Here is a 26,253-nt window from a genome sequence, read left to right as displayed (position 1 = left end):
AGAATTCATCGAATGAAAGAACTGGATTTCATTTCATAGCATAGAGATCACGAAGAGTTACCTCTATCCCATTTTCTTCAAAAAATTTCATAGCAGTATAAGCCATATCAAAAGTTACACTGTTATGTCTTGGATCTCCTATTATAAATAAAGCTTTTTTAGCTTTTGAATCAGTAAATCCTTTTGGAATATATTCTTTTACAATAGCAGCAGGAACAATAGAAGCAGAAGTAATAGCATCGATATTTGCCATATCAACTTTTTTAGATTCTGTAACAGAAGCTCCAGCTTTAGCATCAGCTTTTTCTGCTGAGAAGGCTGAAATGGATAAAGCAGCAACTAAAAATAATAATGATAATTTTTTCATAAATCCTCCCTTTATATATAAAAATAACCAGCCTTTTGGGCTGGTTTTTAATTACAATTCGCCCATAGTTAAGATTGGTTTAAACCTGACGAGTACTTTGGACGCCGTAGAAAAATATTTCTAAAGTTATTTAATTGTTTAAATTATAATAAGAAAATAAAATTATGTCAAATTTTTTAATTTTTTTCTAAAATTAAATTATTATCTGTTATATTTTTATCAAGTCTAAATAATGGTGTTTTATACCTTTTATAATTAGGATCAGATACAGAGATAAACACATCCTTATCCCCATCTATGCCATCAAATTCATAATATCCATTTTCATTGGATAAAACAGTAGAAATTTTATTAATATCTTCATCATGTATAGTTACTGGAATATTTATCAGAGCTTTTACTCCATCAGTTACTATACCTTGTACATTAAATTTAGATTTATTTAATACGATTTCCAAATTAGTAATAGAAGACTGTCGATCTATTTTTCTTATAAGCCCATTTTGTATAAATCCATCTTTTTTACAGATAAGAGTAACTATTCCAGCTTCTACTCTTTTTCTGAATTTTCCAAATTCATCAGTTTCTATTTTAGAAGTTTCAGTACCATTCTTAACAGTTATATCAGCTTTAGCCACTGGATTTCCCTTTTCATCAATTACTCTGCCTTCAATAAAACTTGATATTTCATGGAGGTTTATAATGATATTATAAGGCTTTCCTGTTGAATGTAATTCATATACAAGAGCATTTTTTTTGTCTAGAGAATATCCAAATCTGTTAGTTTTTATTCTATAATCTCCTTTAGGAATATAAGCAGTAAATTTTCCTAAAAAATCTGTTGTAACAGTGTAGCTTTTATTTCTACTGTTAACAAAAGAGATTTCAGCACCACCAATATTCATATTATCAGCTTGAACAGTGCCATTTACCACAACAGTATCAGCTTTTGAAAATTCTATAGAAAAATTATTTTCTTTTTTAGTGTTAATGTTCTTTTCAATAGGAGCATACTCTGGGGAAGTGAATAAAAAAATATATTCTCCATCTTTTAAGGAAAATTTAATTTCTCCATTAAAAAAATCTATACTTTTAACTTCTTTATCTCCAGGTTTATAATATTTTACATTACCTTTTAATGTATTAAATTTTATAGAAATATCTTTAGAAAAAGAATTAATTGTTAAAATAAGCAAAAGAAAAAAAGATGTTAATTTCAGCATGTTTTCCTCCATAAATATAATTTTATGTAATAATGTATGTTCAAAAAATATTTTATTTGAATAAGTACTTTGAATGAATTTATTATAGCATTTTTTTATATTATTCTAAACTTAAAGTTTTTTTCTTTTAATCGTTTTGTATTTAAAAAGTATTAGATATATGATATAATCACAAGTAAAAGTGTATTATCAAGGAGAAGAAAATGAGTGAGAATATTATAGATAAAAAAAATAGCACAAAAATTAATTTTTTAAAAACTCTAGGTGAAAAAAGCCTGTATCTTGATGAGTTTAAAGAAAATGTAATACTTGCTCTTACAAAAAAACAAATTATGTCTGGGATAATTTACACTGAAGTTATAGATGAGATGAAAAAGGAAGGAACAGCAGGTATAAAAATGAGAAGAGATGTTCCTCTTAAAGATTTTAATCCCTATATAATGGAGGCAGAAAAAGCAGGTATTCAGTACACATTAGTAGATGCTTTGGATATGAAGGGGGATATAGTTTTAGTTGTTGTTTCAAAAGAAGCTATAGATAATACAGATAGAGAAGTAATAGTGGAAGATGAGGAGGAAAAATTCAGAAAAGTAGGTTTAAGTGGAGAATACCCTAAATGTTTAGGGAAAAAGCTATGTTCAAAACATTACAAATTGCTTTCTGAAAAGATGCCATCATACAAAGGCAAGTTTGAAGAACTTAATTTATTAGACAGATTATTAGGAAGAACATGTCCTATATGTAAAGAAGAAAAGGAGAAGGATTAAATCGATGGTAGAAGCATTCAGAGTAATAGGCGGAAAAGAAATTTCAGGAGTATTGGAAGTAGAAGGATCAAAAAATGCAGCTCTTCCTATAATGATTGCAACACTTATAGAGAAAGGGACATATGTTTTAAAAAATGTACCTAATTTAATGGATATAAGAACATTAGTTAAATTATTAGAAAGTCTTGGGCTGGAAATAGAAAAATTAGATGATCATTCATATAAAATTGTAAATAATGGACTTACAAATCTAGTAGCAGGATATGAACTTGTAAAAAAAATGAGAGCTTCTTTTTTAGTAATGGGAGCTATGCTTGCACATGAAAAAAAGGCAAGGGTATCTCTTCCAGGAGGATGTGCTATTGGAGCCAGACCTGTGGATCTTCATTTAAAAGGATTTGAATCTCTTGGAGTAAAACTTACAATAGATCATGGATATGTGGATGCTGAAGCAGAGGAATTAAAAGGAGGAATAATAATTCTTGATTTTCCAAGTGTAGGAGCTACAGAAAATATAATAATGGCTGCTGTAAAGGCTACTGGGAAAACTATTCTAGAAAATGCAGCAAGAGAACCAGAGATAGAGGACCTTTGCTATTTCTTAAATGATATGGGGGCTAAAATAACTGGAATAGGGACAAGCAGACTGGAAATAGAAGGGGTTGAAAAGTTATTTCCATGTGAACATACAATAATTCCAGATAGAATAGTAGCAGGAACATTTATAATAGCTTCTGTAATGTTTGATGGGAAGATAGAGGTAAAAGGTGTAGTTAAAGAACACCTTGGAAGTTTTCTTATGAAATTAGATGAAATGGGTGTAAAATTTGATATAGAGGGAGACAGATTGAGAGTACTTTCTAAGCTTTCTGATTTGAAACCTGTAAAAGTAACAACTATGCCTCATCCAGGATTTGCAACAGACCTTCAATCACCTATAATGACTTTAATGTCTTTAGCAAATGGAACAAGTGAAATAAAAGAGACTATATTTGAAAATAGATTTATGCATGTCCCTGAATTAAATAGAATGGGAGCAAAAATAGATATAAGCAGCAGTTCAGCTACAATAGCTGGAGTTGGAAACTTTTCTTCAGCAGAGGTAATGGCAAGTGATCTAAGAGCTGGAGCCAGCTTAATACTTGCAGCACTAAAAGCTGATGGAGTAAGTATTATAAACAGAATATACCATGTGGACAGAGGGTATGAAAATCTTGATTTGAAACTTAAAAAAATTGGTGCAGATATAGAAAGAATAAAAGCAGAAATATAATAAAATTTGGAGGATAAATGGAGAGAATCATAGGAGTCAACCCTGTAATAGAAGTATTACAGAACAAAGAAAAAAATATTGAAAAATTAGAAATGTTTAAAGGAAATAAAGATGAAAAACTTAATAAAATAAAAAAAATTGCATCTGAAAGAAATATCAAGATATTTTATACAGATAAAAAAATAGAAAATTCACAAGGAGTTGCTGTATATATTAGTGAATATGATTACTATGTAGAATTTGGGGAATTTTTAGAAAAAATAGCTCCAATGGAAAAATCTATTGTCCTCATTTTAGATGAAATACAAGATCCAAGAAATTTTGGAGCTCTAATAAGAAGTGCAGAAGTATTTGGAGTAAAAGGAATAATAATTCCAGAGAGAAATGCAGTAAGAGTAAATGAAACAGTTGTAAAAACTTCTACAGGAGCAATAGAACATGTAGATATAGTGAAAGTAACAAATATTTCAGAAGCTTTACTTAAATTGAAAAAATTAGATTACTGGGTATATGGAGCAGAGGGAGAAGGAAGCAAAGATTATTCAAAGGAGAAATACCCAAGCAGAACAGCTCTTGTACTTGGAAGTGAAGGAAACGGTATAAGAAAAAAAGTAAAAGAGAATTGTGATGTCTTGATAAAAATACCTATGTATGGAAAGATAAACTCTTTGAATGTATCAGTAGCTGGAGGAATAATTCTTTCTGAAATAGTAAAATCATTCTAAATAAGACATACAAGAGAGGGAAAGAAATGGCTATTGAGTTGGTAAATGAAGATGTGATAAAGCAAGCTCAGCTGGGCGATCAGGAATCAATTAACATAATATTAAGAGAATATAGAAATCTTATTTATCTTAATGTAAGAAATTATTTTATAATAGGAGCAGAGCAGGATGACCTTCTACAAGAAGGGACTATTGGATTGCTTAAAGCATTGAAAGCTTATCAAAAAGGAAAATCATCATTCAAGACTTTTGCGATGATCTGTATAAGAAGACAGATATTAACAGCGGTGAAGGCATCAAATACACAAAAAAATACAGCCTTAAATCTTGCATCAGGAAACTATATAGAGTGTGATGGAGGAAAAGAAATAGAATATAGCAAGGGGTTGCAATCATATGTAAATTATGACCCTGAAGAGATATTTCTTACTAAAGAAAAGCTCAATAATTTTAGATCTTTTGTAAATGAAAACTTTAGTTCTTTTGAAAAAGAGGTTTTTGATTATATGATAAAAGGTTATTCTTATAGAGAAATAGCAAATGAGATGGACAAAAGTTTGAAAACAATAGATAACAGTTTTCAGAGAATAAAGAGAAAAAGTGAACTATGGATAAGTAGTTATCAAGAAAAACATGGATAATTAAATTTTCTATTGTTATAGAGATTTAAATATGATATATTGAATTGGAATATATAAAAGTAAATGGCAGAGGTGAGATTTTTGAGAGAGTATGATTTTAAAGAAGTAGAAGCTAAGTGGCAAAAAAAATGGGTAGATGGAAATATTTTCAGAACTGAGAACAGTGTTCCAGGAAAAGAGAATTATTATGTGCTCGAGATGCTGCCTTATCCTTCTGGAAAACTTCATGTGGGACATGCCAGAAACTATACTATTGGAGATGTTATATCTAGATATAAAAGAATGAAAGGTTACAATGTACTTCATCCTATGGGATGGGATTCTTTTGGACTGCCAGCAGAAAATGCAGCCATTCAAAATGGAGCACATCCAGCAGTATGGACTAAATCTAACATTGAAAATATGAAAAGACAATTGAAAATGCTTGGGTTTTCATATGACTGGGAGAGAGAGATAGCATCATATACACCTGAATATTATAGATGGAATCAATGGATATTCAAAAGATTATATGAAAAAGGATTGATATATAAAAAGAAATCACTTGTTAACTGGTGTCCAGATTGTAATACAGTTTTGGCAAATGAACAAGTTGAAGATGGAAAATGCTGGAGACACAGTAAAACTTCAGTTATTCAAAAAGAGTTAGAGCAATGGTTCTTTAAAATAACAGATTATGCAGATGAATTACTAGAAGGACATAAAGAAATAAAAGATGGATGGCCAGAAAAAGTTCTTACAATGCAAAAGAACTGGATTGGAAAATCTTATGGAACTGAGATAGTATTTACAGTAGAAGAAACAGGAGAAAAGCTTCCAATGTTTACAACTAGAATAGATACTATATACGGAGTTTCTTATTGTGTTGTAGCACCTGAACATCCAATTGTTTCTGAGATATTGAAAACAAATTCAGAAATAAAAGCAGCAGTACAGGAAATGAAAAATACTGATTTAATAGAAAGATCAGCAGAAGGAAGAGAAAAAAGAGGAGTATTTACAGGATGGCATGTAATTAATCCTGTAACAAAAGAAAAAGTACAATTATGGGTAGCTGATTATGTTCTTATGAATTATGGAACAGGAGCAGTTATGGCAGTTCCTTGTCATGACGAAAGAGACTTTGCTTTTGCTAAAAAATATAATCTTCCATTAAAAGTAGTAATAAATCCTATAGATAAAGAAACTAAAAAAGAAGTGATTTTAGAAGCAGATAAAATGACAGAAGCATTTACAGAAATGGGAATAATGACAAATTCTGGAGAATTTAATGGAATCCCTTCTAAAAAAGCACTTACAGATATAGCTGTTTTTGTAGAAGAAAATGGATATGGAACAAGAACTGTAAAATACAGATTAAAAGATTGGGGAGTATCTAGACAAAGATATTGGGGAACACCTATTCCTGCATTATATTGTGAAAAATGTGGAACTGTTATGGAAAAAGATGAAAACCTTCCAGTAAAACTTCCTGAAGATGTTTCATTTTCTGGAACAGGAAATCCACTTGAGACTTCTGAAAGTTTCAAACACGCAGTATGTCCAGTTTGTGGTGGACCTGCAAGAAGAGATACTGATACAATGGATACATTTGTAGACTCATCTTGGTATTTCTTAAGATATTGTGATCCTAAAAATATAGAATTGCCATTTGATAAAAATATTGTAGATGGATGGTTCCCTGTAGATCAATATATAGGTGGAATAGAGCATGCAGTAATGCATCTGCTTTATGCAAGATTTTTTCATAAAGTATTGAGAGATATGGGATTGCTTTCATCAAATGAACCATTTAAAAGACTTTTAACACAAGGAATGGTATTAGGAGCTTCTTATTATTCAAATAATGAGAATAGATTCCTTTATGCAGAAGAAGTAGAAGTTAAAGGAGAAAAGGCATACTCAAAAAAAACTGGAGAGGAACTTATCAGTAAAATAGAGAAAATGTCTAAATCAAAAAATAATGGAGTAGATCCAGAAGAAATGGTAGAAAAATATGGAGCAGACACTACTAGATTATTTATAATGTTTGCTGCGCCACCTGAAAAAGAGCTTGAATGGAATGAAAATGGTCTGGCAGGAGCATATAGATTCCTTACTAAGATCTGGAGACTGGTAATGGAGCACAAAGAAAATATGGAGTTTGGAGAAATAAATCTTACTGTCGTAAGCAGAGAAGATAAAGCTCTTATTATCAAATTAAATCAAACTATTAAAAAAGTAACTGAATCTATAGAAAATGATTATCATTTCAATACTTCTATAGCAGCTACTATGGAACTTATTAATGAAACTCAAGATTTCAAAACAAATATAATAGAAGCAGGAAAATCTACTTCTGAATCTAAAAAAATATTTGGTGAAGTAGTAAGAAATATAATACTAATGCTTTCACCTTTTACACCACATTTCTGTGATGATCTATGGGAAGAAATGGGAAATAAAGGATATCTTTTCAATGAAGCGTGGCCTACTTATAAAGAAGAGCTTACAATATCTTCAGATGTTGTTATAGCTGTACAGGTAAATGGAAAAGTAAGAGGAACTGTAGAAGTGGAAAGAGGAACTTCAAAAGAAGTTGTTGAAAAATTAGCTCTAGAAATAGAAAATGTTAAGAAACATATGGAAGGAAAAACTTTAGCAAAGGTTATAGTTGTTCCTGAAAAAATAGTTAATATAGTAGTAAAATAATTAAAAAAAATTGGCTCAAGAGTAAAAAAAGTTTTTGAAACTTATTTACTTTTTGAGCCTTTTTATATTTTTATAGATTATATTTTAGAATTTAAGATAATAATTGTATGAATTAATATTTCTTTTTGAAAAATTAATTTTGAAATTTAAAAAAATGAAATTTTTTTCAGTTTCAGCTATTGACAAAATGAATTTTATGAGGTAATAATATATCAAGAAAAGATACATGAGTCTAGACAATAAATTGTATCTAAAGGAGGGGAGACCAATGAAATAAAAGGTAAAGGAAAAAGAACTTAAATCAAATTAAGAGCTTTTTTCAGAAGGTTATAATAAAAGTAAAAATTTTAGTATATTTACCTTTAAATATCTTTATCATAAAAGATATTTAAAAAAATCTTTAGAATAAATCACTATCCTTATAATTAAAGAAGTTATTTTAGGACTTTTATAGAAATTAATTTTTATTTCTTAGTTGTGAATAGGATAAATATTACTAAAAGAAATAGAAAGAGGTTTTATAAAACTAAAAAACTTATTTGGAGATAATTAATTTAATAAAATTTTTAAAAATTAGAGAAGAATACAGAAACCAAAATTATATTTAACCTTTTATATTTGGTAGAAATATATAGAGAATAGAATCAGTTTATAGAGAAATATAATTTTAAGAGTTTAAGAGATTCTTATCTAAAGAATAAAATTGCAGATGAATATAAAATTATTAAAGGATTATATCTAGTTAAATTATTTTTTACTAAATAAAATCAAGGATTTAATAATAAAAAATATCTGAGGAAACAAATTAATTTATAAGATTTATTGTAGTATAAGAAATTTTTAACATTTGGAAGAACTAGTGATCTTCTAAGAAATGTGTAGATAATTTCTTTGAAAGTAATAATAAAAATTTAAGGATATGTGAAATAAAATTGATATAGATAGCTATAAAAAATGGGAGGAATTTTTGAACACAGAAGAGATAAGATAGGGGGCTGTTTGATAAGTTATGAATATCAGACAGCCCTTTTTAATTTATTTAAATTTTTTTATCCTTTTAAAATCCAGTAAAATAAAGGGTTCTTTAAAAGAATAAAAAATATTTGAAAATAATTGAAAAAAAGTTGTTGACGGGAATTAGTATTTGTGATATTATAATCAATGTGCCGCAGGAAAGCGGAACAAAACATGAAACAAATTAAATAAAGAAAATAAGGACATTAACAACAGAATAGAGAGAGATGAAAAAATCAACAAACAATAAATAGGTGTAAACAATCAGTTATATAACTGAGTAAATAGATTGAACGAAGAGTTTGATCCTGGCTCAGGATGAACGCTGACAGAATGCTTAACACATGCAAGTCTACTTGATCCTTCGGGTGAAGGTGGCGGACGGGTGAGTAACGCGTAAAGAACTTGCCTTACAGACTGGGACAACATTTGGAAACGAATGCTAATACCGGATATTATGATTGGGTCGCATGATCTGGTTATGAAAGCTATATGCGCTGTGAGAGAGCTTTGCGTCCCATTAGTTAGTTGGTGAGGTAACGGCTCACCAAGACGATGATGGGTAGCCGGCCTGAGAGGGTGAACGGCCACAAGGGGACTGAGACACGGCCCTTACTCCTACGGGAGGCAGCAGTGGGGAATATTGGACAATGGACCAAAAGTCTGATCCAGCAATTCTGTGTGCACGATGAAGTTTTTCGGAATGTAAAGTGCTTTCAGTTGGGAAGAAGTCAGTGACGGTACCAACAGAAGAAGCGACGGCTAAATACGTGCCAGCAGCCGCGGTAATACGTATGTCGCAAGCGTTATCCGGATTTATTGGGCGTAAAGCGCGTCTAGGCGGCTTAGTAAGTCTGATGTGAAAATGCGGGGCTCAACCCCGTATTGCGTTGGAAACTGCTAAACTAGAGTACTGGAGAGGTAGGCGGAACTACAAGTGTAGAGGTGAAATTCGTAGATATTTGTAGGAATGCCGATGGGGAAGCCAGCCTACTGGACAGATACTGACGCTAAAGCGCGAAAGCGTGGGTAGCAAACAGGATTAGATACCCTGGTAGTCCACGCCGTAAACGATGATTACTAGGTGTTGGGGGTCGAACCTCAGCGCCCAAGCTAACGCGATAAGTAATCCGCCTGGGGAGTACGTACGCAAGTATGAAACTCAAAGGAATTGACGGGGACCCGCACAAGCGGTGGAGCATGTGGTTTAATTCGACGCAACGCGAGGAACCTTACCAGCGTTTGACATCCCAAGAAGTTAACAGAGATGTTTTCGTGCCTCTTCGGAGGAACTTGGTGACAGGTGGTGCATGGCTGTCGTCAGCTCGTGTCGTGAGATGTTGGGTTAAGTCCCGCAACGAGCGCAACCCCTTTCGTATGTTACCATCATTAAGTTGGGGACTCATGCGAGACTGCCTGCGATGAGCAGGAGGAAGGTGGGGATGACGTCAAGTCATCATGCCCCTTATACGCTGGGCTACACACGTGCTACAATGGGTAGTACAGAGAGCTGCAAACCTGCGAGGGTAAGCTAATCTCATAAAACTATTCTTAGTTCGGATTGTACTCTGCAACTCGAGTACATGAAGTTGGAATCGCTAGTAATCGCAAATCAGCTATGTTGCGGTGAATACGTTCTCGGGTCTTGTACACACCGCCCGTCACACCACGAGAGTTGGTTGCACCTGAAGTAACAGGCCTAACCGTAAGGAGGGATGTTCCGAGGGTGTGATTAGCGATTGGGGTGAAGTCGTAACAAGGTATCCGTACGGGAACGTGCGGATGGATCACCTCCTTTCTAAGGAGATCATTTCTCTTTCTCTATTCTATTGATAATGTTCTTACAGCGTATTAAGCGCTGGATAACTTATCAAATGGACATTGGAAACTATATAGTAGATTAAATACAATTTTAACTCTTGTTTATATAAACAGAGTTAGCTGTCAATCAAATTAAACAAAAACAAAATAGGTTAAAATAATTAAGGGCACACAGGGAATGCCTAGGTAGTAAGAGCCGATGAAGGACGTGGTAAGCTGCGATAAGCTTGGGTTAGCTGCAAACGAGCGCCAACCCCAAGATTTCCGAATGGAGCAATCTGCTAAGATGGAGTCTTAGCACGAAAGAGGGTACCGAGTGAACTGAAACATCTAAGTAACTCGAGGAAAAGAAAGTAAAAACGATTCCCCAAGTAGCGGCGAGCGAACGGGGATGAGCCTAAACCATATAAGTGTCAAGGATACAGCCGTTGCTTATATGGGGTTGTGGGAAGAACGTTTGAAGAACTGTAAGATATTCAACATATCTAATGACCGAACTGGAACTAGTTGGAAAGCTAGATCGTAGAAGGTGATAATCCTGTACAGGTAAACTCATTAGAATGTATGTTCTCTCCCAAGTAACATGGAACACGAGGAATTCTGTGTGAATCTGCGAGGACCATATCTCGTAAGGCTAAATACTCTTACTAACCGATAGCGTATAGTACCGTGAGGGAAAGGTGAAAAGAACCCCGGGAGGGGAGTGAAATAGAACCTGAAACTGTGTGCTTACAAGCGGTCAGAGCTCTTCGGAGTGATGGCGTGCCTTTTGGAGAATGATCCTGCGAGTTACGTTCAGTGGCGAGGTTAAGTATAACGGAGCCGAAGGGAAACCGAGTCTGAACAGGGCGACATAGTCGCTGGGCGTAGACGCGAAACCTGGTGATCTAAGCCTGTCCAGGGTGAAGCTGTGGTAAGACACAGTGGAGGCCCGAACTCACCGCCGTTGAAAAGTTGGGAGATGAGGTAGGTTTAGGGGTGAAAAGCCAATCGAACTAGGAGATAGCTCGTTCTCTCCGAAATGCATTTAGGTGCAGCCTTGAGTGTTTAATTATGGGGGTAGAGCACTGAATGAACTAGGGGGCATATTGCTTACTGAATTCAATCAAACTCCGAATACCATAATTCAAAGCTCAGGAGTGAGACTATGGGAATTAACTTCCATTGTCAAAAGGGAAACAACCCAGACCACCAGCTAAGGTCCCTAATTATAACTAAGTGGGAAAGGAGGTGGAGATTCACAAACAACCAGGAGGTTGGCTTAGAAGCAGCCATACCTTTAAAGAGTGCGTAATAGCTCACTGGTCGAGAGTCTCTGCGCCGACAATGTAACGGGGCTAAGTTATAAACCGAAGCTGTGGAATTGCGTAAGCAATTGGTAGGAGAGCGTTCTGTAGGCCGTTGAAGGAGAAGCGTAAGCAACTCTGGAGGTATCAGAAGTGAGAATGCAGGAATAAGTAGCGAGAAAGGGGGCGAGAATCCCCCTCGCCGGAAGACCAAGGTTTTCAGGGTAAAGCTTGTCTTCCCTGAGTAAGCCGGGACCTAAGCCGAGGCTAAAATGCGTAGGCGAATGGAAAACAGATTAATATTTCTGTGCCAGTTATATTTTGTGATGGAGGGACGCAGAAGGGTATGTGCGCGGGAGAACGGAAGTTCCCGTAAAAGCATGTAGAGTGGTCTAGTAGGAAAATCCGCTAGATTAGACTTGAGGTGTGATATATAGTCGTAAGATGAATGCACAAATCCCACGCTGCCGAGAAAAGCTTCTAACGTTAAGGTATAACTGCCCGTACCCGAAACCGACACAGGTGGTCAGGATGAGAAATCTAAGGCGGACAGGCTAACTCTCGTTAAGGAACTCTGCAAAATTGCCCCGTAACTTTGGGAGAAGGGGTGCCCCTGGATGTTAACAGCTACGCGCTGTAAAGCATTTGGGGGTCGCAGTGAAGAGGCTCAAGCAACTGTTTAACAAAAACACAGGTCTATGCTAAGCTGTAAGGCGATGTATATGGGCTGACACCTGCCCAGTGCCGGAAGGTTAAGAGGAGGAGTGAGAGCTCCGAATTGAAGCCCCGGTGAACGGCGGCCGTAACTATAACGGTCCTAAGGTAGCGAAATTCCTTGTCGGGTAAGTTCCGACCTGCACGAATGGTGTAATGATTTGAGCGCTGTCTTGACGGGAGGCCTGGTGAAATTGTACTACCGGTGAAGATACCGGTTACCTACAGTAGGACGGAAAGACCCCATGGAGCTTTACTGTAGCTTGGTATTGGGTTTTGGCATTGCATGTATAGGATAGTTGGGAAACTATGAAGATATGGCGCTAGCTGTATTGGAGTTGTCGGTGGAATACCAACCATTCAATGTCGAAATTCTAATCTGTGGTTTGTAGCCACGGAAACAGTGCTAGGTGGGCAGTTTGACTGGGGCGGTCGCCTCCGAAAGAGTAACGGAGGCGTTCAAAGGTTCTCTCAGGTTGGATGGAAATCAACCGCAGAGTGCAATGGCATAAGAGAGCTTAACTGCGAGACTGACGGGTCGAGCAGGTGCGAAAGCAGGACATAGTGATCCGGCGATTCCGAATGGAAGGGTCGTCGCTCAACGGATAAAAGCTACCCTGGGGATAACAGGCTGATTTTGCCCGAGAGTCCATATCGACGGCAAAGTTTGGCACCTCGATGTCGGCTCATCGCATCCTGGGGCTGGAGAAGGTCCCAAGGGTTGGGCTGTTCGCCCATTAAAGCGGTACGTGAGCTGGGTTCAGAACGTCGTGAGACAGTTCGGTCCCTATCCACTGTAGGCGTTAGAATATTGAGAAGATCTGTCCTTAGTACGAGAGGACCGGGATGGACAAACCTCTGATGTACCAGTTGTCACGCCAGTGGCACAGCTGGGTAGTCACGTTTGGAACGGATAACCGCTGAAAGCATCTAAGCGGGAAACCAGCTTCAAGATAAGTATTCTTTAAGACTCCTTCGAGACTAGAAGGTTGATAGGTTGGGGGTGTAAGAGCTGCGAGGCTTTTAGCTGACCAATACTAATAAGTCAAAGTTTTAACCTAAAGATTGAAAGCGCGAAAGCGTATGCTACTATATAGTTTCAAGTGTCTATTAGAAATAATACACACACAGCTTGGTAAGAATAGCTGCGGGGGTACACCTGGTCCCATTCCGAACCCAGAAGTTAAGCCCGTAAACGCTGAAAGTACTTGGAGGGAAGCCTCCCGGGAGGATAGGAACTTGCCAAGCTTTTTTCTTTGTTAAAAAAAATTAAAATTTTTAAAATATTTTAATAAAAATATTTGACAAAGTTAAGAAAATCTGATATCATATTCTATGTCTTAGAAAGCAAGATAGAGTAAACTCTTTTTCACCATATTATAATTTAATATGGGAGGATCGCAAAGATACCGTTAATGAGTGGAGGTGTAAAATTGAGAGTAAATATTCAATTAGAATGTACAGAGTGTAAAAGAAGAAACTATAGTACATCAAAAAATAAAAAGAACACTACTGAAAGATTAGAAATTAATAAATACTGTAAGTGGGACAAAAAAGTTACTTTACACAAAGAAACTAAAAAATAGTTTTTTAACGTAAGTTTACAACATGCAGGTCAATGGCTCAATTGGTAGAGCATCGGTCTCCAAAACCGAGGGTTGGGGGTTCGAGTCCCTCTTGACCTGCCATTTTTTTTATTAAGTCGAAAATAAAGGTGATTTTATGAATCTGTTTCAAGGAATAAAAATGGAATATTCCAAGGTTCAATGGCCTAAGAAAGAAGAGATTGTGAATTCAACTCTTTGGGTAATTGTTATGAGCTTAGTTTTAAGCGTTTATTTGGGAGTTTTTGATTTAATTGCTTCTAGACTATTGAAAGTATTGGTATCTCTCTTTGGAGGATAATATAATGGAAAAAACATTAGTTAAAAAATGGTTTATGATTCATACCTATTCAGGGTATGAAAAAAAAGTTAAAACTGACCTTGAACAAAAAATAGAAACACTTGGTATAGGAGATATAGTTACAAAAGTACTAGTTCCTGAAGAAGAAACTATTGAAGAGGTTAGAGGAAAAAAGAAAACTGTAGCCAGAAAAATATTTCCAGGATATGTTATGCTAGAAATGGTAGCAACAAGAGAGGAAAGTGAAGATGGAATAAACTTTAGAGTTGATTCTAATGCTTGGTATGTAGTAAGAAACACAAATGGTGTAACAGGATTCGTTGGTGTTGGTTCTGATCCTATTCCTATGGAAGATGATGAAGTTTTAAATATCTTCAGAGTTATTGGATATGATATTCCAGAGGAAGAAAAAGAAAATAAAGAAGTTGTAAAAATTAACTTTGGCCTTGGTGAATTTGTAAAGATTCTCGGAGGAGGCTTTGCAGGTCATGAGGGAAAAGTAGCAGAAATAGATATGGAACAAAAGAAAGTAAAAGTTATGATCGAAATGTTCGGGAGAATGACTCCTGTAGAGGTAGATTTTAACAGTGTTGAGAAGGCATAGTAAGTTATGTCTTTTTAGTGGGAGATGACACCGTCATTACCACACAATTTATGGAGGTGTAATTAAATAAAATGGCAAAAGAAGTAATTAAGATAATAAAACTACAATTACCAGCAGGTAAAGCTAATCCAGCTCCACCAGTTGGACCAGCATTAGGACAACACGGAGTTAACATTATGGAATTCTGTAAAGCGTTCAATGCAAAAACTCAAGATAAAGCTGGATGGGTAATTCCAGTAGAAATTTCTGTATATAATGACAGATCTTTCACATTCATACTTAAAACTCCACCTGCATCTGACTTATTAAAGAAAGCAGCAGGAATCCAATCAGCAGCTAAAAACTCTAAAAAAGAAGTTGCTGGACAAATAACAACAGCAAAATTAAGAGAACTTGCAGAAACTAAAATGCCTGACTTAAATGCAGGATCAGTAGAAGCTGCTATGAGAATCATAGCTGGATCAGCAAGATCTATGGGAATCAAAATAGTAGACTAGTTAATAGTAAGCTAATTAATCTGTTGTATATGGTACAAAGTACCATGGTTATATTAAGTGGTAGGAATTAATTCCGCATCACCACAAAGGGAGGAAATTAAAAAAATGGCAAAACATAGAGGAAAAAAATACTTAGAAATTGCTAAGTTAATAGAAATTGGAAAGCTTTATGAAGTAAAAGAAGCTTTAGAATTAGTTTTAAAAACAAAAACTGCTAAATTTACAGAAACTGTAGAAGTTGCATTAAGACTTGGAGTAGATCCAAGACATGCTGACCAGCAAGTTAGAGGAACAGTTGTTCTTCCTCACGGAACTGGGAAAACTGTAAAAGTATTAGCTATCACTTCAGGAGCTAATGTAGAGAAAGCTTTAGAAGCTGGAGCTGATTATGCAGGTTCTGATGAATATATTGCTCAAATTCAACAAGGTTGGTTAGATTTCGATTTAGTTATCGCTACACCAGACATGATGCCTAAACTAGGAAGACTAGGAAAAATATTGGGAACTAAAGGATTAATGCCAAATCCAAAATCTGGAACTGTAACTCCAGATATCGCTAGTGCTGTTTCTGAATTCAAAAAAGGTAAATTAGCATTCAGAGTAGATAAATTAGGATCAATTCATGTACCAATTGGTAAAGCAGATTTTGCTCCTGAGAAAATTGAAGAAAACTTCAAAGCTTTCTTAGATCAAATCACAAGACTAAAACCAGCATCATCTAAAGGACAATACTTAAGAACTGTTGCTGTATCACTAACAATGGGACCAGGAATCAAAATGGACCCTGCATTAGTAGCTAAATATGTTGGATAAATAATTTAATATAGATCCAAACCAAAGACCGTAGGTGGTTTAACCTTAATTACCCTACCGAGGTTGGAAGCAGGTTTCGCTAGCCTCATAGTGTGATTTCAACCTCCGTTCCATTCTTTGGCACGGAGGTAATTTTTAAGAAAAGAGGAGGTGAAAAATAAATGGCAACTCAAGCAAAAATAGATCACGTAGCTGAACTAGTAGAAAAAATTAAAAAAGCTCAATCAGTAGTATTAGTTGATTATCAAGGAATCAGTGTTAATGACGAAACTGCATTGAGAAGAAAAATGAGAGAAGCTGGTGCTGAATATCTTGTAACTAAAAACAGATTATTCAAAATAGCTCTTAAAGAAGCAGGTGTTGAGGATTCTTTTGAAGATATTTTGGAAGGAACTACAGCTTTCGCTTTTGGATATAATGATCCAGTAGCTCCTGCAAAAATTGTTTTTGATTTAGCAAAAGATAAGGCTAAAGCAAAACAAAATATTTTCAAAATAAAAGGTGGAGTTTTAACAGGAAAAAGAGTTGAAGCTGAAGGAGTTGAAGCTCTAGCTAAATTACCTTCAAGAGATCAATTACTTTCTATGTTACTTAACTCAATGCTTGGACCAATCAGAAAACTTGCTTATGCAACTGTCGCTATCGCTGATAAAAAAGAAGCAGCAGCTGAATAATTTAAGAATTCAATTGGTTTAATTAATGAAATAAAATAATAATTATAATAAATCACAAATTTGTGTATAAAAACTAAGGAGGAAACAATAAATGGCATTCGATAGAGAAAAATTTATAGCTGAATTAGAAGCTATGACAGTTTTAGAATTAAAAGATTTAGTAAGCGCATTAGAAGAGCACTTCGGTGTAACTGCAGCAGCTCCAGTAGCAGTAGCAGGACCAGCAGTAGCAGAAGCTGCTGAAGAAAAAACTGAATTTGATGTAGTGTTAACTGCAGCAGGACCTAACAAAATTGCAGTAATCAAAGAAGTAAGAGGAATTACTGGATTAGGATTAAAAGAAGCTAAAGAATTAGTTGATAATGGTGGAAAACTTAAAGAAGCAGTTTCTAAAGAAGAAGCTGAATCTGTAAAAGAGAAATTAACTGCAGCAGGAGCTACAGTAGAAGTTAAATAATTGATTGGACTTTTAATTTTGAACTAAAAATCTTATTTAATTAAAAAAAAAAGGCACTCTTAATCAGAGTGCCTTTTTACTAATTATTAAGGATAACTTAAAAGTATGATTTGTATTACATCGTGATGTAAATTTTTGTTTTGGAACAGTGATAATTAATCATTTGGAAATAGATTTTAGCCTTTTATTTTCAAGTGATTAGGTATTAAACTTTAAAGAATTAGTAAGGGGTGTGAATTAATGGGGAAACTCGTTGAAAGATTGAATTTTGGAAGGATAAAAGAAAGAGGAACAATGCCTCATTTTCTTGAGTTCCAATTGGATTCCTATGAAGATTTTCTACAAGCTAAAGAGGCTCCAAATAATAGAAAAGATAAGGGGTTAGAATCAGCTTTTAGAGAAATTTTCCCTGTTGAATCTTCTAATGGAGATATCAAGTTGGAGTATGTTTCTTATGAATTACATGAAGCAGAGCCACCATTAAATGATGAGCTTGAGTGTAAAAAGAGAGGAAAAACTTATTCTACTTCTTTGAAAGTAAGATTAAGACTTATCAATAAGAAAAGTGGAAACGAGATACAAGAGTCTTTAGTCTACTTTGGAGAAGTTCCAATGATGACTGAAAGAGGTACATTTATAATCAATGGTGCTGAAAGAGTTGTTGTATCACAGTTACATAGATCTCCAGGAGTTTCATTCAACAAAGAGATCAATATTCAAACAGGAAAGGACCTTTTTTCTGGAAAAATTATTCCATATAAAGGAACTTGGCTTGAGTTTGAAACAGATAAAAACGATTTCTTGAGTATAAAAATAGATAGAAAGAAAAAGGTATTAGCTACTGTATTCCTAAAGGCTATTGATTTTTTCAACAACAATACAGAGATAAAAGACTATTTCTTAGAAACTAAAGAATTAGATTTAGCCTCAATATTCCAAAAATATAAAAACAAAGATGAACTTTTAAGTGTAATCAGAACAAGATTTGAAGGAAGCTTTATTAAAGAAGATATCTATGATGATGAAACTGGTGAGGTTATAGCTGAAGCAGATGCGGTTATAGATGAAGCGTTAATAGAGAAAATGATAGAATTCAAAATAGAAAAAGTTACTTATTGGGAAGTAAAACCAGAAGATAAACTTTTAGCTAATACTGTTTTGAATGATAGTACACTTACAAAAGAGGAAGCAGTAACAGAAGTATTCAAGAAATTAAGACCAGGAGATTTAGTGACTGTAGAGTCTGCAAGATCACTTATCAGGCAAATGTTTTTCAATCCTCAAAGATATGATCTTGAGCCAGTTGGAAGATACAAAATGAATAAAAGATTAAAGCTTAATGTTCCTGAAGATGAAATATTATTGACTAAAGATGATATTATTGGAACAATGAAATATGTAATTAATCTAAATAATGGAAATGGACATACTGATGATATAGATAACTTATCTAATAGACGTGTGAGAGGTGTAGGAGAGCTGTTATTGATGCAAATCAAAGCGGGACTTTCTAAAATGGGTAAAATGGTAAAAGAGAAAATGACAGTTCAGGATTCTGAAACTTTAACTTCTCAATCATTACTTAATACAAGACCATTAAATGCACTTATCTTAGACTTCTTTGGATCAGGACAATTGTCTCAGTTCATGGACCAGTCTAACCCATTAGCGGAATTAACTCATAAGAGAAGAATATCAGCTCTAGGACCTGGAGGACTTTCGAGAGAAAGAGCAGGATTCGAAGTAAGAGACGTTCACGATTCTCACTATGGAAGAATCTGTCCAATAGAAACACCAGAGGGACCAAATATCGGTCTTATTGGTTCATTGGCAATATATGCAAAAATAAATAAATATGGATTTATTGAAACTCCATATGTAAAAGTTATAGATGGTAAAGCTGACTTTAACCAAATAGATTATCTTGCAGCTGATGAAGAAGAAGGATTATTTATTGCACAAGCTGATACAAAAATTGGAGAAGATGGATCACTTCTTGGTGATGTTGTATGTAGATTTGGTCATGAAATTGTAGGTATTAGTGGTGAAAAAGTTGATTATCTAGATATATCACCTAAACAAGTGGTATCTGTATCTGCTGGATTAATTCCATTCTTAGAACACGATGACGCCAACAGAGCACTGATGGGATCAAACATGCAAAGACAGGCTGTACCATTGTTAAGAACTGAAGCTCCATATATAGGAACAGGATTAGAAAGAAAAGTTGCCGTAGATTCTGGAGCAGTTGTTATTTCTAAAACTGATGGTAAAGTTGTATATGTAGATGCACAAAAGATAGTTATAGAAGATCCAGAAGGAAAAGAGCATAAATATAGAATGCTTAATTTTGAAAGATCTAACCAATCTATGTGTTTACATCAAACACCACTTGTTTCTCCTGGAGAGGAAGTAAAAGCTGGAGGAGTAATAGCTGATGGACCTGCTACAAGAGGTGGAGACTTAGCACTTGGAAGAAATATTCTAATGGCATTCATGCCTTGGGAAGGATATAATTACGAAGATGCGATTCTAATATCTGATAGATTAAGAAAGGATGATGTATTTACATCTATCCATGTGGAAGAATATGAAATAGAAGCTAGAAATACTAAACTTGGAGATGAAGAAATAACAAGAGAAATACCTAATATTTCTGAGGAAGCATTGAGAAAACTAGATTCTAAAGGAATAATAACTATAGGTTCTGAAGTTGGGCCAGGAGATATACTTGTAGGTAAGACAGCTCCTAAAGGGGAAACTGAACCACCTGCTGAAGAAAAGTTATTGAGAGCTATCTTTGGAGAAAAAGCTAGAGATGTAAGAGATACATCGCTTAGAATGCCTCACGGATCAAAAGGAACTGTAGTAGAAATTCTGGAGCTTTCTAGAGAAAATGGAGATGAACTTAAAGCTGGGGTTAATAAAGCTATAAGAGTACTAGTTGCTGAAAAAAGAAAGATAACTGTTGGAGATAAAATGTCTGGACGTCATGGAAATAAAGGGGTTGTATCAAGAGTACTTCCTGCTGAAGATATGCCGTTCCTAGCTGATGGAACACATCTGGATGTTGTACTTAACCCACTAGGAGTGCCTTCACGTATGAATATTGGACAGGTACTTGAGGTTCACTTAGGTATGGCTATGGGTAACTATAATGGTGGGACTCATATTGCTACACCAGTATTTGATGGAGCGTCTGAAGACCAAGTTAAAGATTATCTTGAAAAACTAGGATTCCCTAGAAGTGGTAAAGTTGATCTTTATGATGGAAGAACTGGTGAGAAGTTTGATAATCCAGTAACAGTTGGAAGAATGTACATGCTTAAACTTCATCACTTGGTAGAAGATAAAATGCATGCTAGAGCAATTGGACCTTATTCTTTGGTAACACAACAGCCATTGGGAGGAAAAGCTCAATTTGGAGGACAAAGACTTGGAGAAATGGAAGTTTGGGCACTAGAAGCATATGGAGCTTCAAACATACTTCAAGAGATGCTTACTGTAAAATCGGATGATGTTACAGGAAGAACAAAAACTTATGAGGCTATAATCAAAGGTGAAGAAATGCCTGAGCCAGATCTACCAGAATCTTTCAAAGTATTGTTGAAAGAATTCCAAGCATTAGCACTTGATGTTGAGTTATTTGACCAAGAAGATAATGTTATAAATGTAGATGAAGAATTAAATAAAGAGGATATAACTACTGAATATTCTCCTTTAGCTGAATTCAAAGATTAAACAATTAAATAAAATGAACTGTTAGGGATAAACATGGGTTATATGTAACAAATAACCCATTTTATCATCCATATAGATAAATTATATGTAGCTTTATCTCAATTAAGGAGGCTTTGCATTTAATGGGAATAAGAAGTTTTGAGAAAATAAGAATTAGATTAGCATCCCCTGAAAAGATTGAAGAATGGTCATACGGGGAAATTACAAAACCTGAAACTATCAACTATAGAACTTTAAATCCAGAAAGAGATGGTCTGTTTTGTGAAAAAATATTTGGACCAACTAAAGACTGGGAATGTGCTTGTGGTAAGTATAAGAGAATGAGATATAAAGGTCTTGTTTGTGAAAAGTGTGAGGTAGAAGTAACTAGATCTAAAGTAAGAAGAGAGAGAATGGGTCATATTTCTTTGGCTGCTCCAGTATCTCATATTTGGTATTCTAAAGGAACTCCAAATAAAATGTCACTTATCATTGGACTATCTCCAAAGGAATTGGAATCTGTATTATATTTTGCAAGATATATAGTTACAGAAGCTGGAGAAAGTAACCTGAAAGAAGGAAAAATCCTTACTGAAAAAGAGTATAAATTGTATAAACAATTATACGGAAATAAGTTTGAAGCTCTTATGGGAGCAGAAGCTGTATTAAAGCTTCTTGAAAAAACTCATCTTGAGTCTTTAAGAGATGAATTAGAAAAAGAATTGGAAGATGTAACTTCTTCACAAAAAAGAAAGAAAGTAGTTAAAAGACTTAAAATAGTTAGAGATTTTATCTCTTCTAATAATAAGCCTGAATGGATGATACTGAAAAATGTTCCAGTAATTCCAGCTGACTTAAGACCAATGGTTCAATTAGATGGAGGAAGATTTGCTACTTCTGACTTGAATGATCTTTACAGAAGAGTTATTAATAGAAACAACAGACTTAAAAAACTTTTAGAAATAAAAGCTCCTGAAATTGTTGTAAAAAATGAAAAAAGAATGCTTCAGGAAGCTGTAGATGCCCTTATTGACAATGGAAGAAGAGGAAAACCAGTTGTTGCTCAAAACAATAGAGAATTAAAATCTCTTTCTGATATGCTAAAAGGAAAACAAGGTAGATTTAGACAGAACCTACTTGGAAAAAGGGTTGACTACTCAGCAAGATCGGTTATCGTTGTTGGACCATCATTGAAAATGAATCAATGTGGAATTCCTAAGAAAATGGCTCTTGAACTTTACAAACCTTTTATTATGAGAGAGCTTGTAAAAAGAGAACTTGCTTCAAATATCAAAACAGCTAAAAAATTAGTTGAAGATGCAGATGATAAAGTATGGGATGTAATTGAAGATGTAATTCAAGATCACCCAGTATTACTTAACAGAGCTCCGACTCTTCATAGATTATCTATACAAGCATTTGAACCTGTACTAATAGAAGGTAAGGCTATTAGACTTCACCCATTAGTATGTTCAGCATTTAATGCTGACTTTGACGGAGACCAAATGGCTGTTCACTTAATGTTGTCACCAGAAGCTATAATGGAAGCAAAACTTCTAATGCTAGCTCCAAACAATATTATTTCTCCATCAAATGGAGAACCAATAGCAGTACCTTCTCAAGACATGGTTATGGGATGTTTCTATATGACTAAAGACAGACCAGGATCAAAAGGTGAAGGAAAATGCTTCTCAAATATAGATCAAGCTCTTACAGCTTATAATAATGGAGTATTAGATACTCATGCTATTATTAAAGTAAGAATCAAAGATGAAATGGTAGAAACTACTCCTGGAAGAATTATGTTCAATGAAATGCTTCCTGAAGTGGATAAGCAATATCATGTAACATTTGGTAAATCACAACTTAAAAAACTTATTGCTAGATTATATGATGAGCATGGATTTGCTGAAACAGCAGAGCTTATTAATAAAATTAAAGACTTTGGATATCACTATGGTGCTATGGCAGGAGTTTCAGTAGGTATAGAAGATTTGGAAATTCCAGAAGCTAAAAAAGAAATTCTTGCAAAAGCAGATGATGAAGTTGCTCAAATAGATGCTGATTATAAATCAGGAAAAATCATTAACGAAGAAAGATATAGAAAAACTATCGCTGTTTGGTCTGAAGCTACTGAAGCTGTAACAAAGGCAATGATGGATGGACTAGATCAATTCAACCCAGTTTATATGATGGCGAACTCAGGAGCCAGAGGTAACATTTCTCAGATGAGACAGCTAGCTGCTATGAGGGGTAACATGGCCGATACGCAAGGAAGAATCATTGAGGTTCCTATTAAAGCGAACTTCCGTGAAGGACTAACAGTATTGGAATTCTTCATGTCATCGCATGGAGCAAGAAAAGGACTGGCAGATACTGCCCTAAGAACTGCCGATTCAGGATATTTAACAAGAAGACTTGTTGATATTTCACATGAAGTTATAGTAAATGCTGAAGATTGTGGAAGTGAGCAAGGAATTGAAGTTGGAGAACTTGTATCAGAAGGTAAAGTTATTGAGAAATTAGAAGAAAGAATCAGAGGAAGAGTTCTTGCAGAAGATTTAGTACATGAAGGTGAAGTGATTGCCACTAGAAATACTATGATTGGAAAAGAACTTATAGATAAAATAAGCGAATTAGGTATCAGAAAAGTAAAAATCAGATCTCCATTGACTTGTTCTCTTGAAAAAGGAGTATGTAAAAAATGTTATGGTATGGACTTATCTAACCATAGAGAAATACTTTTAGGAGAAGCGGTTGGAGTTATTGCAGCTCAATCAATCGGGGAACCTGGTACACAGCTTACAATGAGAACATTCCATACTGGAGGAGTTGCAACAGCAGCTACTGTAATAAGTGGAATAAGAGCAGAAAATGCTGGAAAAGTTGTTTATAGAGATATAAAAATTCTTGAAAACGATACTACTGGGGAACAAACAGTAGTAAGTCAGTCTGCTAAAATAATCATTGGAAACTATGACTATGAAATTCCATCAGGATCAATACTTAAAGTAAAAGAGGGAGAAAAAGTTGAGATAGGTACTACACTAGTAACATTCGATCCATTCCATATCCCTATTATAGCTGACCAAGATGGTAGAATAGAGTATAGAGAACTTTATGTAAAAGAAAATTACGACGAAAAATATGATGTTACTGAGTATATGGCTATTAAACCAGTTGAATCAGGAGATATTAACCCAAGAGTTGTAATATTCGATAATGAAGGGAATACAAAAGGAAGCTACACTATCCCATTTGGAGCTTACTTAATGGTAAGAGAGGGAGAAGAAGTTAAAAAAGGACAAACAATAGCTAAGATCATTAAAGAAGGTGCTGGAACAAAAGACATCACTGGAGGTCTTCCAAGAGTACAAGAGCTATTTGAAGCAAGAAATCCTAAAGGTAAAGCAATGCTTACTGACATAGAAGGAAAAATAGAAGTAACTGGTAAGAAAAAGAAAGGTATGAGAGTTATCATTGTAAAATCTACAACTGATGCAAAAGACTTCAGAGAATATTTAGTACCAGTTGGAGAACGTCTGGTAGTAACTGACGGTATGCTTGTTAAAGCTGGAGATAAGATAACTGAGGGAGCTATTTCTCCATTTGACGTATTGAACATCAAGGGACTTGTAGCTGCTGAGCAGTTTATACTTGAGTCAGTACAGCAAGTGTATAGAGACCAGGGAGTTGGAGTTAATGATAAACATATCGAGATCATCGTTAAGCAGATGTTTAAGAAAGTAAGAATCGTTGATTCTGGAGTATCTTTATTCCTAGAAGATGAGGTTGTTGAGAAAAGAGTTGTTGATATGGAAAATGCAAGATTAAAAGATTTAGGAAAACCTTTAATCAAGTATGAGCCAATCATTCAAGGTATTACTAAAGCTGCTGTTAATACAGGAAGCTTTATATCAGCTGCTTCATTCCAAGAAACTACAAAAGTTCTTTCTAATGCGGCAATAGAAGGTAAAATTGACTACTTAGAAGGATTAAAAGAAAATGTAATCATAGGTAAAAAGATTCCAGCAGGAACTGGATTTAATGCATATAAAAATGTAAAAGCAGTTGAACTGGAAGAGCAAGAATTAGAATTAGAAGAAGAATAATATAATAGGAATAGGCGACAAGGTCGCCTATTCCTGTATTTGTTTCATCTTTCCTGGAGGAAAAAATTATGAGAAGTATGACAGGATATTCAAAACTTACATACCAAGATGAAAGTTTTGCTATCAACATGGAACTTAAAAGTGTAAATAATAAAAATTTAAATTTGAAAATAAAACTTCCATATAATTTAAATTTTTTAGAAGGAGCAATAAGAACGGAAGTTGCTTCAAAAATCAGCAGAGGCTCTTTAGATCTAAAAATAGAATTTGAAGATAAGAGAGAACTTGGAAAACTTTTTGATTATGATAGAAATTTAAGCTCAGCTTATATGAATGTACTTAAAGAGATGGAAAATGATTTTAATGAAAAATTCACAAATAAAATGGATATTTTAGTTAGAAATTTAAATGTTATACAAAAAAATGATTTTGAGATTGATGAAAGTGAGTATTCAGCTTTTGTATTAGGGAAAGTAAATGAGCTGCTCATTCCATTTATTCAAACCAGAGAGGATGAAGGAGATAGATTAAAAGCTTATTTCCTGGAAAGAATAGATGTTCTTGAAGAAAAAATAACTGAAATAAAAAAATATAAAGAAATAGTAGTTGAAAACTATAAAGAAAAACTTATGGAGAGACTTGATAAAATCAGAGGAACTATAGATTTTAAAGATGAAGATATTCTTAAAGAAATACTTCTTTTTACTGATAAGTCAGATATATCAGAAGAAATCTCAAGGCTTGACAGTCATATGGAACAGTTAAGGAAAGAGATGGAAAATAATGATACAGCAGTAGGAAAGAAGATGGATTTTATTCTTCAGGAAATATTCAGAGAATTGAATACTACAGGAGTAAAGTGTAATCTGTATGATATTTCAAAGCTTATAGTAGAATGTAAAAATGAATTGGAAAAAATTAGAGAACAAGCTATGAATATCGAATAGGA

The 26,253-nt window shown here is 34.4% G+C and carries 17 protein-coding genes, 1 tRNA gene, 3 rRNA genes and 1 other annotated feature; of the genes, 19 read left to right on the top strand and 2 right to left on the bottom strand.

What is annotated here, in order from left to right; all coding sequences use genetic code 11:
- Positions 1-28: 28 nt before the first annotated feature.
- Together C4N20_RS16690 and C4N20_RS05390 are read right to left on the bottom strand one after the other, a co-directional pair.
- Entirely contained in the window at positions 29-367 is a 339-nt protein-coding gene (locus C4N20_RS16690; protein WP_005979701.1) for an NADPH-dependent FMN reductase family protein, read from the bottom strand.
- A 176-nt stretch (positions 368-543) separates the two neighbouring features.
- Complete coding sequence (locus C4N20_RS05390) at positions 544-1,590, bottom strand: carboxypeptidase-like regulatory domain-containing protein (RefSeq protein WP_005979699.1); 1,047 nt, start codon at positions 1,588-1,590, stop codon at positions 544-546.
- A 203-nt stretch (positions 1,591-1,793) separates the two neighbouring features.
- On the opposite strand from C4N20_RS05390, the gene C4N20_RS05385 reads away from it, so the two are divergent.
- The 19 genes from C4N20_RS05385 to C4N20_RS05295 all read left to right on the top strand — a co-directional run bounded on the left by C4N20_RS05385 (position 1,794) and on the right by C4N20_RS05295 (position 26,251).
- The gene (locus C4N20_RS05385; protein ID WP_005979697.1) at positions 1,794-2,357 is read left to right on the top strand and encodes a DUF1694 domain-containing protein; all 564 of its coding nucleotides are present in this window, start codon (positions 1,794-1,796) and stop codon (positions 2,355-2,357) included.
- A gap of 4 nt (positions 2,358-2,361) precedes the next feature.
- The gene (gene murA, locus C4N20_RS05380) at positions 2,362-3,630 is read left to right on the top strand and encodes a UDP-N-acetylglucosamine 1-carboxyvinyltransferase (RefSeq protein ID WP_005979695.1); all 1,269 of its coding nucleotides are present in this window, start codon (positions 2,362-2,364) and stop codon (positions 3,628-3,630) included.
- A gap of 17 nt (positions 3,631-3,647) precedes the next feature.
- On the top strand, positions 3,648-4,355 hold the full coding sequence (gene rlmB, locus C4N20_RS05375; RefSeq protein WP_005979693.1) for a 23S rRNA (guanosine(2251)-2'-O)-methyltransferase RlmB: 708 nt from the start codon (positions 3,648-3,650) through the stop codon (positions 4,353-4,355).
- 26 nt (positions 4,356-4,381) lie between these two features.
- Positions 4,382-4,996, top strand: a complete 615-nt coding sequence (locus tag C4N20_RS05370) for a sigma-70 family RNA polymerase sigma factor (protein WP_005979691.1) — start codon at positions 4,382-4,384, stop codon at positions 4,994-4,996.
- 63 nt (positions 4,997-5,059) lie between these two features.
- Positions 5,060-7,687: a leucine--tRNA ligase gene (leuS, locus tag C4N20_RS05365; protein ID WP_390621148.1), complete on the top strand. Its 2,628-nt coding sequence runs from the start codon at positions 5,060-5,062 to the stop codon at positions 7,685-7,687.
- A 1,304-nt stretch (positions 7,688-8,991) separates the two neighbouring features.
- A 16S ribosomal RNA gene (locus tag C4N20_RS05360) occupies positions 8,992-10,499 on the top strand.
- Between the two features lie 173 nt (positions 10,500-10,672).
- Positions 10,673-13,583: ribosomal RNA gene (locus C4N20_RS05355) — 23S ribosomal RNA — on the top strand.
- A 70-nt stretch (positions 13,584-13,653) separates the two neighbouring features.
- Positions 13,654-13,770, top strand: a 5S ribosomal RNA gene (rrf, locus tag C4N20_RS05350).
- The 16S, 23S and 5S rRNA genes sit together here, the layout of an rRNA operon.
- Before the next feature lie 185 nt (positions 13,771-13,955).
- Positions 13,956-14,108 (top strand): 50S ribosomal protein L33, encoded by a 153-nt coding sequence (gene rpmG, locus C4N20_RS05345; protein ID WP_035960606.1) that lies wholly within the window; start codon positions 13,956-13,958, stop codon positions 14,106-14,108.
- A gap of 26 nt (positions 14,109-14,134) precedes the next feature.
- Positions 14,135-14,210, top strand: a tRNA-Trp gene (locus tag C4N20_RS05340).
- Between the two features lie 34 nt (positions 14,211-14,244).
- Entirely contained in the window at positions 14,245-14,427 is a 183-nt protein-coding gene (gene secE / locus C4N20_RS05335; protein WP_081462973.1) for a preprotein translocase subunit SecE, read from the top strand.
- 4 nt (positions 14,428-14,431) lie between these two features.
- Positions 14,432-15,031 carry a transcription termination/antitermination protein NusG gene (gene nusG, locus C4N20_RS05330; RefSeq protein ID WP_005979687.1) on the top strand — a complete coding sequence of 200 codons (600 nt, stop codon included), beginning with the start codon at positions 14,432-14,434 and terminating at the stop codon, positions 15,029-15,031.
- A 71-nt stretch (positions 15,032-15,102) separates the two neighbouring features.
- A complete protein-coding gene (rplK, locus tag C4N20_RS05325) occupies positions 15,103-15,528 on the top strand; it encodes a 50S ribosomal protein L11 (protein ID WP_005979684.1) in 426 nt (141 codons plus the stop codon).
- Positions 15,529-15,633: 105 nt separating this feature from the next.
- On the top strand, positions 15,634-16,341 hold the full coding sequence (rplA, locus tag C4N20_RS05320; RefSeq protein WP_005979682.1) for a 50S ribosomal protein L1: 708 nt from the start codon (positions 15,634-15,636) through the stop codon (positions 16,339-16,341).
- A 3-nt stretch (positions 16,342-16,344) separates the two neighbouring features.
- Positions 16,345-16,485: a sequence feature (ribosomal protein L10 leader region), on the top strand.
- 17 nt (positions 16,486-16,502) lie between these two features.
- Complete coding sequence (gene rplJ, locus C4N20_RS05315) at positions 16,503-17,015, top strand: 50S ribosomal protein L10 (protein WP_005979681.1); 513 nt, start codon at positions 16,503-16,505, stop codon at positions 17,013-17,015.
- A gap of 91 nt (positions 17,016-17,106) precedes the next feature.
- Positions 17,107-17,472 carry a 50S ribosomal protein L7/L12 gene (rplL, locus tag C4N20_RS05310; RefSeq protein ID WP_005979679.1) on the top strand — a complete coding sequence of 122 codons (366 nt, stop codon included), beginning with the start codon at positions 17,107-17,109 and terminating at the stop codon, positions 17,470-17,472.
- Positions 17,473-17,712: 240 nt separating this feature from the next.
- Positions 17,713-21,213 carry a DNA-directed RNA polymerase subunit beta gene (gene rpoB, locus C4N20_RS05305; RefSeq protein WP_005979677.1) on the top strand — a complete coding sequence of 1,167 codons (3,501 nt, stop codon included), beginning with the start codon at positions 17,713-17,715 and terminating at the stop codon, positions 21,211-21,213.
- Between the two features lie 122 nt (positions 21,214-21,335).
- Positions 21,336-25,304 carry a DNA-directed RNA polymerase subunit beta' gene (rpoC, locus tag C4N20_RS05300; RefSeq protein WP_005979675.1) on the top strand — a complete coding sequence of 1,323 codons (3,969 nt, stop codon included), beginning with the start codon at positions 21,336-21,338 and terminating at the stop codon, positions 25,302-25,304.
- A gap of 68 nt (positions 25,305-25,372) precedes the next feature.
- Positions 25,373-26,251 (top strand): YicC/YloC family endoribonuclease, encoded by an 879-nt coding sequence (locus tag C4N20_RS05295; RefSeq protein WP_005979674.1) that lies wholly within the window; start codon positions 25,373-25,375, stop codon positions 26,249-26,251.
- Positions 26,252-26,253: the final 2 nt, after the last annotated feature.

The sequence above is a fragment of the Fusobacterium ulcerans genome, from assembly GCF_003019675.1.
In the GTDB taxonomy this organism is placed as follows: Bacteria; Fusobacteriota; Fusobacteriia; order Fusobacteriales; family Fusobacteriaceae; genus Fusobacterium_A; species Fusobacterium_A ulcerans.
This window is presented reverse-complemented; position numbering and strand designations above follow the sequence as displayed.

Bases quoted from the DNA above. Each gene is read 5' to 3' on its own strand.
- rplJ (WP_005979681.1), top strand. From the start codon at position 16,503: ATGGCAACTCAAGCAAAAATAGATCACGTAGCTGAACTAGTAGAAAAA.
- leuS (WP_390621148.1), top strand. From the start codon at position 5,060: ATGGCAGAGGTGAGATTTTTGAGAGAGTATGATTTTAAAGAAGTAGAA.
- murA (WP_005979695.1), top strand. From the start codon at position 2,362: ATGGTAGAAGCATTCAGAGTAATAGGCGGAAAAGAAATTTCAGGAGTA.
- C4N20_RS05390 (WP_005979699.1), bottom strand. From the start codon at position 1,590: ATGCTGAAATTAACATCTTTTTTTCTTTTGCTTATTTTAACAATTAAT.
- rplA (WP_005979682.1), top strand. From the start codon at position 15,634: ATGGCAAAACATAGAGGAAAAAAATACTTAGAAATTGCTAAGTTAATA.
- C4N20_RS16690 (WP_005979701.1), bottom strand. From the start codon at position 367: ATGAAAAAATTATCATTATTATTTTTAGTTGCTGCTTTATCCATTTCA.
- rplL (WP_005979679.1), top strand. From the start codon at position 17,107: ATGGCATTCGATAGAGAAAAATTTATAGCTGAATTAGAAGCTATGACA.
- C4N20_RS05370 (WP_005979691.1), top strand. From the start codon at position 4,382: ATGGCTATTGAGTTGGTAAATGAAGATGTGATAAAGCAAGCTCAGCTG.
- secE (WP_081462973.1), top strand. From the start codon at position 14,245: ATGAATCTGTTTCAAGGAATAAAAATGGAATATTCCAAGGTTCAATGG.
- C4N20_RS05385 (WP_005979697.1), top strand. From the start codon at position 1,794: ATGAGTGAGAATATTATAGATAAAAAAAATAGCACAAAAATTAATTTT.
- C4N20_RS05295 (WP_005979674.1), top strand. From the start codon at position 25,373: ATGAGAAGTATGACAGGATATTCAAAACTTACATACCAAGATGAAAGT.
- rpoB (WP_005979677.1), top strand. From the start codon at position 17,713: ATGGGGAAACTCGTTGAAAGATTGAATTTTGGAAGGATAAAAGAAAGA.
- nusG (WP_005979687.1), top strand. From the start codon at position 14,432: ATGGAAAAAACATTAGTTAAAAAATGGTTTATGATTCATACCTATTCA.
- rlmB (WP_005979693.1), top strand. From the start codon at position 3,648: ATGGAGAGAATCATAGGAGTCAACCCTGTAATAGAAGTATTACAGAAC.
- rpoC (WP_005979675.1), top strand. From the start codon at position 21,336: ATGGGAATAAGAAGTTTTGAGAAAATAAGAATTAGATTAGCATCCCCT.
- rplK (WP_005979684.1), top strand. From the start codon at position 15,103: ATGGCAAAAGAAGTAATTAAGATAATAAAACTACAATTACCAGCAGGT.